Here is a 13,956-nt window from a genome sequence, read left to right as displayed (position 1 = left end):
TTTAGTATTAGGAACGGAGTGTGATAAATATGACAAAAATTGATATTATATCCGGTTTCCTTGGAGCTGGAAAGACAACGCTTATTAAGAAGCTTTTAAAGGAAGCTCTTGCAGGAACCAAAACTGTACTTATAGAAAATGAATTCGGTGAGATCGGTATTGATGGCGGATTTTTGAAGGAATCCGGAATCGATATCAGGGAGATGAATTCAGGTTGCATCTGCTGCTCACTGGTAGGTGATTTCGGAACATCTCTTAAGGAAGTAATGGATACCTATGCACCTGAGAGAATTCTCATTGAGCCTTCAGGAGTAGGAAAGCTTTCCGATGTTATGAGAGCTATTCAGAACGTAGCAGATGAGAGCGAGAACCTTACTATGAACAGCGCCGTTACGGTTGTTGATGTAAGTAAGGCTAAGATTTACATCAAGAATTTCGGTGAGTTTTTCACTAACCAGATTGAAAATGCAGGAACAATTCTCCTTACCAGAACAGATAAGGCTGATGCAGCAAAGATAGAGAAGGCTGTTGAACTTATCAGAGAGCACAATCCCAAGGCTACAATCATTACAACTCCTCTTGCGGAGCTCTCAGGAAAAGAGGTTCTTGATACTTTTGAAGGAAACCATGATCTTGAGGCAGAGCTTTTGAAGGAAGTTCTTGCGAAGAAGGCTGATGAGCATCACCATCATCATGATCACGGTTCTGAGAAGTTCACAGATGAAGAAGGCGTAACTGTATACAGAGCACACAAGCATGATCATGACCATGAAGATGATCATGACCATGATGATCACGATCACGAGCATCATCACCACGATCATGATGAGCACGACCACGAACACGAGCATCATCATCACGACCACGATGAGCATGATCACGAACATGAGCATGAGCACCATCATGACCACGATCACGATGAGCACGACCATGATCATCATCACCACGATCACGATGAGCACGACCATGATCATCATCACGATGCTGACGACATATTCACAAGCTGGGGTATGGAGACACCTGCCAAGTACAACAAGGCAGAGATAGAGGCTATGCTCGGAAGACTTGAGGAAGAGGAGACCTTTGGAGTAGTTCTTCGTGCGAAGGGCATGGTTCCCAATGAGAATGGCGGATGGATTGAGTTTGACTATGTTCCGGGTGAGCCTGTAGTTAGAGACGGTGCAGCAGACGTAACAGGAAAATTCTGCGTAATCGGTGCAGAACTCAACCAGGACAACCTCGAGAAATTATTCAGGAAAAAGCTTTAAAATTTTATGACTATAACAGGCCCCACCGAAAGGTGGGGCAATTGTACATGGAGTATTGTTTTATATGTTTGGAAGGAATAAAGAAAAGAAAATGAAACCGGTTTATGTAATAAATGGATTTCTTGACAGCGGAAAAACAGACTTTTTCAAGTATACTCTTGCTCAGCCTTACTTTAAGACAAAGGGGGAGACACTCCTTATCGTCTGCGAAGAGGGCGAGAATGAGTATGAAGAAAAGCTTCTGACTGCTACAAACACTATTTTGGAAACTATCGAGGATGAAGAGGATTTCACACCCGCAACACTTATGGCTCTCGAGGCAAAATACGATCCCGAGAGAATTCTTATCGAGTACAACGGCATGTGGAATTTCAAGAACTTCAGACTCCCCAAGGCATGGAGACTTGAACAGCAGATTACTATAATAGATGCTTCAAGCTTTGAACTGTATTTTACCAATATGAAATCACTTCTGTCAGAGCAGCTTAGAAATTCAGAGCTTATCCTTTTCAACAGATGTGACGGAATAGAGGATCTTGCTACATATAAGAGAAACGTTAAGGCTATAAACCAGAAAGCGGATATTATTTTTGAAGATATGAATGGTGAGGTGGATGTAACTCTTGATGAGGATCTTCCTTTTGATCTCAACCAGGATCCCATCGAGCTTAATAACTTCGGATATGGAATGTTCTACCTTGACGCTCTTGAGCATGTGGATCGCTATGACGGAAAAAAGGTTAGCTTTACAGCAATGGTCGCTAAGCCCTTTGATATGGCAGATAATGCATTTGTTCCCGGAAGAATGGCAATGACCTGCTGTGCGGAGGATATGCAGTTTTTGGGATTTAAATGCGAATATGATAAGGCATCTGACTTAAAAGAGAAGGAATGGATCAAAATTACAGCAGAGGTAAGAAAAGCTCTCGTTCCCGAATATCAGGGAGTAGGACCTCTTCTTAACGTAGTTGAACTTGAGCACGTCTCAGAGCCCAAGCACCCTGTAATCGATTTTTCGAATCCGGAAGTATAAGATATTACTCTGAATATAGAAAAATAAAAAGCCTTCCCCTTTTAGGGGGAAGATGGCACGAAGTGCCGGATGAGGGTAAAAAAATACCTCAGATATCGGTGAGAAGATATCTGAGGTATTTTTATTATTCGTATAAATAAATCTTACTGAATCTTGTTAACAGCCTGAGCAAGACGAGAAACTTTTCTGGAAGCTGTGTTCTTCTTGAATACGCCCTTTGACTCAGCCTTGTCGATTGCTGATGTAGCAGCAAGAAGTGCCTTAGCAGCCTCTTCCTTGTTACCAGCCTCGATTGCTGTTCTAACCTTCTTGATTGCTGTCTTAACGCCAGACTTTACAGCCTGATTTCTAGCAGCCTTCTTCTGATTTGTAAGAATTCTCTTCTTGGCAGATTTGATATTAGCCATAATTTCCTCCATATTGTTACTAAATTGAAAATTTGATACGTTATCATTAGGTAATATGGCTATGAAACCGGACACGGACAGTCAATGCCACATACACCATGATATTTTAGCTATTTACAGCTATAATGTCAAGGGTAATTTTGTTCAGAACAATGTCGAAGCCGGATATATGCATAGATAAGTAGTTTCATTAATATAAAATAAAAAAAGTATAATTGCACTTGAAATAAATCATAAAATAGAATATAATTGCAAAATATGTTAAAAGTATGATTGAGTAAAATGTTATTTGTTGGGGCTGACAGTCACTTAATTTGTTTTTTATGAGGTCATATTTATATTATGAAGTACAAATTAAAGCTGATCATAGGACTATTTATATTTTTCTTTGCACTGACCTTTAATAGTAATTTAAAGGTTCAGGCAGAGAATTTCAACTACATATCTAATGATTACGTTACTCCGCCGTTACCTGAAGTTGGTGAGCTTGAGCCGATTATCTACAATGGGGTAGGGCTTAGGGTTCGAAATGCAGCTAATCTGAACATGGATGCTGACACAGGAATCCACTACAGATATCTCGATGATACTTCGAAGAAGATGTACAGGGCATTATACAAGGCGGCTCTTAATGTATATCCCCATGATACAGCAAGCTTTCTTATAACAGATTCCCATATGATTGGAGTCGCGTATGGTGATACTGAGGAGTTTACATTCACAGCTGACCAGTATCAGGCTGCATACGAGGCTGTTAGATACGATCACCCTGATATGGTGCAGTTTAACGCATGCGTAGTTAAGATGTGGTCAGGCTATACCTCATATACTTCTTCTGATGTAAAGGTGTATAACACTTATTTGTGTCTTATTGCGAACGAAGGATATGACCAGGCCAAATTCGACGAGATTACAGCGGAGATTCAGCAGGGACGCACAAGGTTTCTTAATGATTCTTCCATAACAAATGCAACGGGCAAATATGCTAAGGAGCTTGCTATTCATGACTTGCTTCTTAATATAACAACCTACGACTATGATTGTCTTGCGGAAAACACTGTGTATAATATGGGACACAGTGTTTATGGCATTGTAAAAGACGGAAAAGCCGTATGTGACGGATATGCTATGGCATTTTCATATCTTCTTGAAGGCATCGGCATAAACTCTGTGATTGTATCAAGCCAGAGTCATGCCTGGAATGTTGTTCAGCTTGGATATGAATGGTATGAGGTTGATGTCACATGGGATGATGTTAATTCAACCGATGAAGGAACTCTGCACAATTATTACAACTTGTCGACAGAGCAGATAAGCGATGGCTCGGCTGCAAGGACAAGGACAGATGCTTCGGCAAAATTCCCTATAGCTTACGGAACTACATATAATTATACATATGTAAAAGAGCTTATTTTCAAAAACTCAGAAGCGGCGCTGGTTCCTGTTACGGGTCTTACATTGGCCCCGCAGCAGCTAACGGGAAAAACCGGAGACAGTGGGCGCTTTACACTGACCTATAGTCCTGAAAATGCTAACAATAGAAGTGTTTTATGGGAAAGTTCTAACACGGATGTAATTCTGGTAGACGATTATGGCTATTACATTCTTAAAGATCCGGGAAGTGCTACTGTTACGGCTATGACAGCTAACGGTACAGTAAAAAGCAGTGCATCCGTATATGTCACAGATGAAAACGACAATATTTTCGTAGGAAATATTACTTTATCTGATACTTTGCTTGAATGTGAATACGGAGATACCGGAATAATAACTTACACAGTTGCTCCTGCTAATGCTACAAATAAGAATATCATCTGGGAAAGCAGTAACAAGTATGTTGTAACAGTAGAGGATAAAGGAGCTGAGGGTATAGTATATACTGTTACAGGCCCCGGAAAAGCGATTATAACAGCTAAATCAGAAGATGGATCCTGCGAAACAGCATGCGAAATAAATGTACCTTATGTAAATATCAAGGTGACCTATGATCTGGCCGGAGGAACCGGTGATGTTGAGGATAATATCTGGCAGATATGCGGAAGAAGATACAGTCTTCCGACGGAAGTTACCAGAGAAGGATATGAGTTTGCCGGCTGGTATACAGCTAAAGAAGGCGGAGATAAAGTAAACTACTGGACTGTAGTTACTGCAAAAGAAGACCATACTCTCTATGCACATTGGAATGCTATAAAATACACGGTTACTTTTGATGCAAACGGTGGAAGTGTTGCATATGCCGATGCTCAAAGAGAAGTGGCTTATGGTGATGCTATAGGAGAACTCCCGGAGGCTGCATTTGAGGGATATACCTTTGACGGATGGTTTGATGCTGCTGAAGGCGGAAACGAAGTTACAGCTACGGCAATAGTGACCGGAGACATGACTCTCTATGCGCATTGGACAATTATACCGCCGGAAGATCCGGAGCCAGAACAACATGCAGATCCTGATCCGGAACCTGAGCAGCCGGCAGATCCCGATCCTGAACCCACGCAGCCGGCAGATCCCGATCCGGAGCCAGAACAACCGGCAGATCCCGATCCGGAGCCTGTACAACCGGCAGATTCCGATCCTGAACCTGAACAGTCTGAGGAACTCGTGACTCCTGAGCCAGAACAGTCTGAGGAACTCGTGACTCCTGAGCCAGAACAGCAGAAGGCGGAAGTCTCCGAGACCGAGACCGGTACTGCAATTTCTAAGAATGATGTAAATGATTCAGCACAGACAACAGCCAATGAGGCAGTGTTACCTGCAGACGGTAATATTGAGGTTGCGGGTAAGGAATATCACGTAGATGAGACCGGTAATGCAACTGTGATGGTGGCTGAGAATAAGGATGTCACATCAATTAAAATAGGCGATACAATCAACTACAACGGTGAAAGCTACAAGGTTACCGTTGTTCAAAGTAAAGCCTACAAGAATTGCAAAAAGCTTAAGAGCCTTACACTTGGCTCCAATATCGAGAAGATAGGCTCGGGCGCTTTTAGCGGCTGTAAGAACCTCGGTAAGATAACAATCAAGGCAAACAATCTTAAAACTGTCGGTGGTGGCAGCTTTAAGGGCATAAAAAACGGCGCGAAGATTACCGTTGTATGTAAGGATAAAAAGACCTACGATAAGGTGGTTAAGAAGCTTAAGAAAGCCGGAGCAAAGACGGCAAAGTTTAAATTCAAAAAGGGTTAAGGTTTTTAGAAGTTAATGGGCGAAAAGCATATGAAAAGAATATATTCGCTTATGTTGTCTGTGTTTGTGGCGGTGTCCATCCTGGGTGGAATACCGTTCACAAATATAGATGTTAATGCCGCGCCCAAAAATCAATATTTAAGGAAGACCAATGACCTTGTAAAGCTTCCCATGCCGGAAAGCGTAGAGTTGGCAGAACGAACTGTAACAGGGGCGAAGTCGAATGTCCTTGGCAGTACCAATTACAATACCGGGGTCACAACGGGCACACATTATAATTACCTGAGTGATAATGCCAAGATTATCTACAGAGCGTTTATGGCAGCAAGCAGTCATGTCTTTGCTTATGGAACAGATGTAGACAATGTAAGCTACACCGAGCTTGCACCGCTTGCAAAATATGAGACTGCTGTATTTTCAGTCTACGACCAGGATTTACAGGATGCATACGAAGCAGTCAGATATGATCATCCGGATTTGCTGCAGCTTACAATGTCTGATATTCAGATAGCCTATGAGCCGGTTAATTATGGGAATGAAATAAAATATAACACATATCTTTTTCTGGTTTCTTCCGATCCTGCTTATAATCAGGCTTGGTTTGATCAGACTACAAGTTCAATGAAAGCTAAGAGAACCGAGTTCCTCTCTGATCAGAGCATAACAAGTGCGAGCGGAGTTTTGGGAAAAGAGCTTGCAATTCACGATAAGCTCATGTCAATCACTACATATGATTTTGATTGTGCAAATAATCCTGCTTATGCAAATAATCCTGCTCAGTTAGGCCACACTGCTTATGGTGCGCTTTTTAGAGGCCTATCAGTTTGCGATGGATACTCCATGGCTTATGAATATTTGCTGGAAGGGGCCGGAATCCATTCTATGGTTATAGGCGGAATGGCTGATGGCGGCGGCCATGCCTGGAATATTGTCAAGCAGTCAGGCCAGTGGTACGAGGTTGATGTCACCTGGGACGACGACGATACGATCAGCGGCGTGTCTGCGGAAACAGAGTATGAGGAAAGGCACCGTTTTTATCATCTGACAACAGCTCAGATATCTAATTATTCATATACTGATGGTTCTACGCAGGTAACAATTACCAGATACAGGGATGGTTTTTCAACAAATTCTCCAAAAGCGACGTCAACACAGTATAGCTGGGAGAATGTTAAAACGCTGCTTGCTTCCGGTGGTGACGTTCAGTATGTTGAAGTTACAGGTATATCTATTGATCCTCAGACTGTGAAAGCTACAGGAGCTGATATCGGCACAGAAGGAGTCCTTACAGCGACGATAACTCCTGCAAATGCAACGAATAAGACGCTTGTCTTTTCAAGCAAAAATGAACAGGTTGTCACGGTGGATGAAAACGGTCGCTACAGGATTGTAGGCACAGGCAGAGCATATGTCACGGTTTCGACTTACGATGGAGAATATGAGGCTTCCTGTCTGTTTACAGTAAGCGCTGATGATAATGCTGCAAAAGATGATAATATCGACTATACTGGGATTTTTGACGGCGATGGAGATAATGCCGAAAATAACGAGCAGGAGACTGCTATCGGAGATAATATCAGCAGTAGTGACAAGAACTATCTGGTAGTCTCTTCTGACAGTGTTGCTGTTACAAAGCAGAGTAACAAGAAGGTCAAAAAGGTGAAGATTGGCGATAGCGTCACCTACAACGGCAAAACCTATAAAATCGTTGAAATCAAGGCGAATTCCTATAAAAATTGCAAGAAATTAAAAACTCTCAGCCTTGGTAGAAATATTACCAAAATTGGCAAGGGCGCCTTTAGGGGCTGCAAGAATCTCGATAAGATTACAGTAAGGGGCAACAGCCTAAGTACAATCGAGTCAGGCAGTTTTGCGGGCATAAAGGATGGAGCCAGGATCACAATTATTTGCAAGAACAGGAAGATGTTTGAAAAGCTTGTAAAGAAATTCAAACAGGCTGGAGCGAATAAGGCTGTTTTCATCTATAAAAAGGGATGATTAAAAAATAAAATTTTTGTATATGTTTCCGGAGGGTATTTAAGAAATGAACAAGAGATTTTCCAATGTTTTGACTGCGGTGGCAGGTTTGATGATTGGAAGTACTATATTAACAGCTTCTGGCATGGGGGTACATGCTTCAGAGGCTGTTAATTTTATGCAGACAGAACCTGAAGAAGTTTTCATAACTGATAATGCGGGCGAATCTGAAGAACTTCTTGAAGGCTTCATGCATAAGCAGGCTTATTCGAAGTCTTCAGTAAAAACCAGAAACAGTAAGAGAAGATCAACGCTTAGCGGAGTGAATGTATATATTTACGATGAATTAAAGAAGTCAATAGAAAAAATAGCAAATGGTGAACTTGCTTCTTCTAAAATGACAGTGTCAATTTCTCTAAAAGATTATTTTGGAGATAACTGGAAAGACAAATATACTCCGGCGGACTTTGGCCTTTCGAGTTTTAGAGATAGCGATGGATATCTTTCAGCAGAAGTGACTAAGACTTTGACAGGGTATTTGGGGTATGAGCCTTCAAAAATAACGCAAGCGCTTCGCTTTGATTCACCTTATGAGATGTACTGGTTCGGAAACAGTACATCTCATTCTACGGGGTTTTCCTGTAAAATTTACGGAGATGGTACCACAACTTGGTTAGAGTTGGATGAGGTTCAGAATTATACATTTTCTTTTACTGTATCTGCTAATTATAGTGTATCCGGGGAAAAGGACACATTTGATGTAGATACTAATAAGTGTAAGGCAGTAAAGACTGCTGCAGCTAATGCTAATGCTATCATAAGAGCCAATGCAGCGAAGAATGACTACGAAAAGCTTAAGGCATATAACGATGCTATTTGTGAACTGAATACTTATAACAAGCAAGCTGCAAAAGATGACAGCACTCCTTATGGAAATCCCTGGCAAATGATATATGTTTTTGATGAAGATCCCACTACAAATGTTGTATGTGAAGGGTATGCGAAGGCCTTCAAGTATCTTTGTGATGGTAGTACATTTGAAAACAGTTTGATTGAATGCTACATCATAACGGGAACAATGAGTGATGGTAAGGGATCTGAAGGCCACATGTGGAATCATGTGCGTATGGATGATGGAAAAATCTATCTTGTTGATGTCACCAACTGTGATTCAAACAGTGTCGGATATCCTTATAAACTGTTCCTGGCGGGCGGAAAGAAGGTAAGCTCTACAACATGGCTTAAGCCCAATAAAGTAAATGTTTATTATACCTGCGATACGGATACTATAAGCACCTATTCTGTCACTGAAAGGACATGGTCTGAAACAGATTACAATGCTGCTGATGCCCAGTATGCCCAAAAGGTTACTGTAACTTTTGATCCCAACGGGGGACAACTGGAGACCAATACAAGAGTGGTAAGTGCCGGAATAAATATAGGCACATTACCTACTCCTACAAGGACTAATTATATTTTCGACGGATGGTATACCGAAAAAACCGGTGGAAGGCAGATTGGTACTGCCGAAACATTTGATGCGGATACGACTGTTTATGCGCATTGGACCGGAGTGAACGTAAACGTAATATATAAAAATAATGATGGCACCAATAATAATACTCAGAAAATCGTAAGATATGGTGAAGCATACGGAACCATGCCGCAGATAACAAGAACAGGCTATACTCTTGATGGCTGGTATACAGAAAAAGATGGCGGAGTTAAGGTAACTGTGGATACTGTTGTATCCAATCTCAATACGCATACACTCTATGCTCATTGGAATGCTAATGCTTGTACCATAACCTTCGATGCAAATGGTGGACAGGTAGGAGAAACTAGCAGAAACAGGAATTATGATGCGCAGTATGGCGAATTGCCTGTTCCTACACGTGCATACTATAGTTTTGACGGATGGTATGATGCACCTGAAGGTGGAAAAAATGTTTTGGATACATACGCTGTTAAGGGCGACATAACACTCTATGCTCATTGGAAAAAAATTGAGTTAACTGCCAGCTTCGACAGTAATGATGGAAGCGGAAAAATAACAAGAAAAGCAGTAGCATATGGCGAAACCTACGGAGAATTATCCGTACCTTCCAGAACAGGATATGCCTTTGAGGGCTGGTATACTTCCGAACAGGGTGGAAGCCGAATCACAGCAGATACAATAGTTAGTTATTCATCAGATCATACACTTTACGCACATTGGAAAGTTAATACTTATACCGTAACCTTCGATGCAAATGGCGGACAGGCTGAAGAAGTAAGCAGAACCAGGAATTATGGTGAGGCATATGGAGCTTTCCCTGAAGCTACCAACGGATATTTGAAGCTTGAGGGATGGTATGATGCGCGTGAGGGCGGAAATCAGATAAATATCTCCGATAAGGTTAAGGGAGATATAACACTTTATGCTCACTGGTATGAACTTGGTTTGAACGCTACTTTTGTAAAAAATGATGGCTCAGGGAAGACAACTATCATAAGAGTAATATATGGAAAACCTTACGGGGAGCTTCCTATAGTTACGAATGAGGGCTATACATTTGAGGGCTGGTACATTGAGGACCAGGGAGAGCCTATCACTGCGGATACACTGGTATTAACAGATAAGCCGCACAAGATATATGCTCGCTGGGCTACTATCCAGGAACCACAGGATGAAAATGCCGAGTACAGCCTCAGTACTATTCCCAATAAAAGTATTCGCATCTTTGAGAAAAATACGGTTGAAGCTACACTGTTGAAAAACGGAAGCGTAGTTCAGGATCTGACTGATTATAGGTTTGAATGGGGAAATTATGCGAGTGATAGTGGGAACTATTGTGAAATAAAACCTTTATCTCAAAGACAGGATTCCGTGGTTATTGAGTTTTTTAACAAATATTCCAATGCGGATAAAGGACAATTTTATCTTAAGGTATATGAAGGAACTAATCCTGAACCGATTGCTACAACAAAATTTACATTCTTCTATAAGATATATAACATGACCGTGTCCTTCGACTATAACGGCGGAACAGGATCAGCGTCCCCTATTCATGTTACTGAGGGTAAGCCTTACGGTCCACTTCCTACAAATGCGTACAGAGAAGGCTGCAATTTTGATGGATGGTTCACAGCGCCAGACGGAGGATATGAAGTTACTGAAGACTATGTTGTTGGGGAAACTCAGGATCATACGCTCTATGCACATTGGTCATGGGATGTATCGAAGCAGCAGGGGCAGAACCAGAATCAGCAACAGGAACAGAATCGTCAGGCAGATGAACCTGATGCAAACGAAAATGGCGGACAGGCTCATAATAACGAAAGCCAGGATAGAACACCTGAAGAACCTGTACAGGATACGATTGTTGCGATTGATAATAATGATCAAAACGCACAGCTGCCTGAAGGCGGAATGGTAGAGAACGGCGGAAATGAGTATCAGCTTTCTGAATCCGGCACTGCTTCTGTTGCTGCGGCAAATGATAAAAATGTTACTTCCGTAAATATCGGCAGCGAGGTTTCCTACGGCGGCCAGACTTACAAGGTAACTGAGATTAAGAGCAGCGCCTATAAGAACTGTAAAAAGCTAAAGAGTGTTACTATCGGTTCTAATATTGTGAAGATAGGCTCAAATGCGTTTAACGGCTGCAAGAACCTTAAGAATATTACAATTAAAGCAAATAACCTCAAGTCTGTCGGAGGAGGCAGCTTTAAGGGCATTAAGAGCGGAGCTAAGATCACAGTAATCTGTAAGGATAAGAAGACTTATAACAAGATTGTGAAAAAGCTCAAGAAGGCAGGAGCCAAGAAGGCTAAGTTCAAATTTAAAAAGGGATGAACAATTTTTTCGGGGATAAAAGAAATACTTGAAATTAATAATGAAATATTGTTATGATAAGAAGCTGGTAACTTTCAGAGGGAACGTTATCAACGATACTATCAATTTTTGTTTTATTTTTTAGGGAGGAAAAGGGGAATGAAAGAAAAGTTCTTCAAATTCTCGCAGATGCTTGTTGCAATGGCAGCATTTGCAATTGTATTCGCCATGGGTGGGGATTCCACCAAGGCTGCTAGTTATGGCTATGTTAGCAATATAATGCAAACAGCCCAGACAGAGACTTCTGTTACAATATCATGGACTCATACAGGACCGGGTGTGGACTATATTGGTTATAGTACTGATCCTGATAGCGGTAATGCCGGAAAACAGGCCAAGGCTATGGCTGAAAGCAGACAGATAGCAGTTCCGAAGGGACAGACTTCATATACTATCAGTAATCTTGCGCCTCACAGCACAGTTTGTTTTGCTATAGGAACTCCCGGATATAAGAATAGCATGTACGCTTCAACAAAACATTGCAAAACTCAGCCCGGAGTTGTAATACCCAGACAGAAAGAGTGGTATAGAGCAGCTCTTACATGTTGGATTGAGTGGGATAAGCAGGCTTGTGCAGATGGATATGAGTATATCTTCACAGATTCAAGAGGCAATGTTATCGACCAGGGAACTTGTACAGGTGGAACTTTCAGTGAGTCTGTAAAGAACAACAAGATTTATAAGGTACAGATAAGAGCTTATTCTGATATAAATAATAGACAGGAGCAGAGAGTTTATTCTGAATGGTCACCCTGGACTTACCTTATGACTCAGCCGGGCGCTAAGCCGAGGAGAGGACAGACTCAGCTTGGCCTTGATGTACATGTATCAGGCGGAAAGCTTATCGTTGACTGGGAAAAGGTTGATGATGTATCAGGATACTACATTTATATTGCAACCAAGAAGGGTGGCAAGTTTACAAAGGTTAAGACCTGTAAGGCAAGCACCGGCAGAGCAGTAATCAAGAAGTTTAAGAAAAAGAAGTTTAAGTCAAACAAAAAGTACTATGTATTTGTTCAGTCCTTCAAGGATGTAAACGGTCAGAGATATAATTCCGGTATGAACTACATCTCATATAATAATGGCAGATACAGTAGCTTCATATATGCTCAAAGTTGGAATTAAAAAAAATATGAAACCTTTAGGAGGCTCATGCCACACCTGGGATTTTGAAAATAATAAGCAGCGGCTTTGTCTGCTAAAAGAACTTACAAATTAAAAAATAAGCGCTTCAGAGAAGTATATAAAACTCTCTGAGGCGCTTTAATATTTTTATTTAAAGAATACCTGAAGTGCGTGGTACAGGTGAAGCTGCCATGCCTTGATGTCATGAACTCCGCCGGGGATGATGTAGAAATCATAGTTCTGTCCCTGAATGAGAAGGTCTGACTTGGCGACAGCCTTTTCCATGATATCCTTGTGCTCTTCGAAGGCGATGTCCTTATCGCCGTTGCAGCAAAGCATGTATTTGAGATCGAAGCCGTTTGCCTTTCCGTCAGCCAGAGTCTTGCAGATTCTCTCTACCTCAACCGAGTGATCGCCGAAAGGCCCGCAGCATCCCGAGAAGGGGCCGTACCATGCAAACAGATCAAAGTTGTTATAAAAAGCAGCGCGGTAGGTGGTCATGGAACCGAGGGAAAGACCTGCAAAAGCGCGGTGGTCTCTGGTCTTTATCAGATTTTCTTCCGAAACATTTTTGTCTGAAAAGCCGGAATACTTGCTCTCGACTGCAGGAATCAGATCCTTTCTGATCTCGTATCTGAAGTTCTCGCATCTGGATTCATCATGTGTGTGCTGGTCCTCTTCATCATGGTAGAAAGTGGGAGTTACTATGATGCAGGGATCACATATTTTCTCTGCAAACATGTTATCCAGAATCGTAACCGTCTCAGGAAAATCCTTGAACCAGTAATTATGATTGCAGGCGCCGCCGTGCAGCAAGTAGAGAATGTTGTACTTCTTTGATTCATCATATCCGCAAGGCAGATATACAAGCGCTTTTTTGTGCAGAATGCGTGCCTCGTCATCATAGGTCTGTGAATCATATTCCAGAATTTCTATGCGTCCTTTGTTGGGTTGTTCAGAAAGCATTTTTGAGGGCATTTCGTATATAAAGTCCATTTGTCATCCTCCTTATAATTGATAATACATATTATAGAGAAAGATAGAGGAATAAACCTATCGGAAATTGCGAAATCGGCAATATAT

At 41.6% G+C, this 13,956-nt stretch carries 8 protein-coding genes; 6 read left to right on the top strand and 2 right to left on the bottom strand.

Features of this window, described 5'->3' with window-relative positions; all coding sequences use genetic code 11:
* The first annotated feature begins 29 nt into the window (after nucleotides 1–29).
* On the top strand, nucleotides 30–1,268 hold the full coding sequence (locus G596_RS0105100; protein WP_022760765.1) for a CobW family GTP-binding protein: 1,239 nt from the start codon (nucleotides 30–32) through the stop codon (nucleotides 1,266–1,268).
* A gap of 91 nt (nucleotides 1,269–1,359) precedes the next feature.
* A complete protein-coding gene (locus G596_RS0105095) occupies nucleotides 1,360–2,301 on the top strand; it encodes a TIGR03943 family putative permease subunit (protein WP_026499197.1) in 942 nt (313 codons plus the stop codon).
* Nucleotides 2,302–2,444: 143 nt separating this feature from the next.
* Here the strand turns inward: G596_RS0105095 and rpsT are convergent, their stop codons facing one another.
* Entirely contained in the window at nucleotides 2,445–2,708 is a 264-nt protein-coding gene (rpsT, locus tag G596_RS0105090; RefSeq protein ID WP_022760763.1) for a 30S ribosomal protein S20, read from the bottom strand.
* A gap of 342 nt (nucleotides 2,709–3,050) precedes the next feature.
* On the opposite strand from rpsT, the gene G596_RS23540 reads away from it, so the two are divergent.
* From G596_RS23540 to G596_RS0105070, 4 genes are all read left to right on the top strand, one after another.
* Nucleotides 3,051–5,894 carry an InlB B-repeat-containing protein gene (locus tag G596_RS23540; protein ID WP_022760762.1) on the top strand — a complete coding sequence of 948 codons (2,844 nt, stop codon included), beginning with the start codon at nucleotides 3,051–3,053 and terminating at the stop codon, nucleotides 5,892–5,894.
* 30 nt (nucleotides 5,895–5,924) lie between these two features.
* Nucleotides 5,925–7,892, top strand: coding sequence for a leucine-rich repeat protein (locus G596_RS0105080; RefSeq protein ID WP_196805193.1), 1,968 nt, complete (start codon nucleotides 5,925–5,927; stop codon nucleotides 7,890–7,892).
* Nucleotides 7,893–7,938: 46 nt separating this feature from the next.
* Nucleotides 7,939–11,709 (top strand): InlB B-repeat-containing protein, encoded by a 3,771-nt coding sequence (locus tag G596_RS23535; RefSeq protein WP_022760760.1) that lies wholly within the window; start codon nucleotides 7,939–7,941, stop codon nucleotides 11,707–11,709.
* A 138-nt stretch (nucleotides 11,710–11,847) separates the two neighbouring features.
* Nucleotides 11,848–12,873 carry a fibronectin type III domain-containing protein gene (locus G596_RS0105070; RefSeq protein WP_022760759.1) on the top strand — a complete coding sequence of 342 codons (1,026 nt, stop codon included), beginning with the start codon at nucleotides 11,848–11,850 and terminating at the stop codon, nucleotides 12,871–12,873.
* A gap of 147 nt (nucleotides 12,874–13,020) precedes the next feature.
* Here G596_RS0105070 and G596_RS0105065 read toward each other — a convergent pair whose 3' ends face one another.
* On the bottom strand, nucleotides 13,021–13,869 hold the full coding sequence (locus G596_RS0105065) for an alpha/beta hydrolase (RefSeq protein ID WP_022760758.1): 849 nt from the start codon (nucleotides 13,867–13,869) through the stop codon (nucleotides 13,021–13,023).
* Nucleotides 13,870–13,956: the final 87 nt, after the last annotated feature.

This window comes from Butyrivibrio sp. AD3002 (genome assembly GCF_000420905.1).
Lineage (GTDB): Bacteria > Bacillota > Clostridia > Lachnospirales > Lachnospiraceae > Butyrivibrio.
The sequence above is the reverse complement of the archived record's forward strand: the minus strand, read 5'-3'. Positions and strand labels throughout refer to the sequence as shown.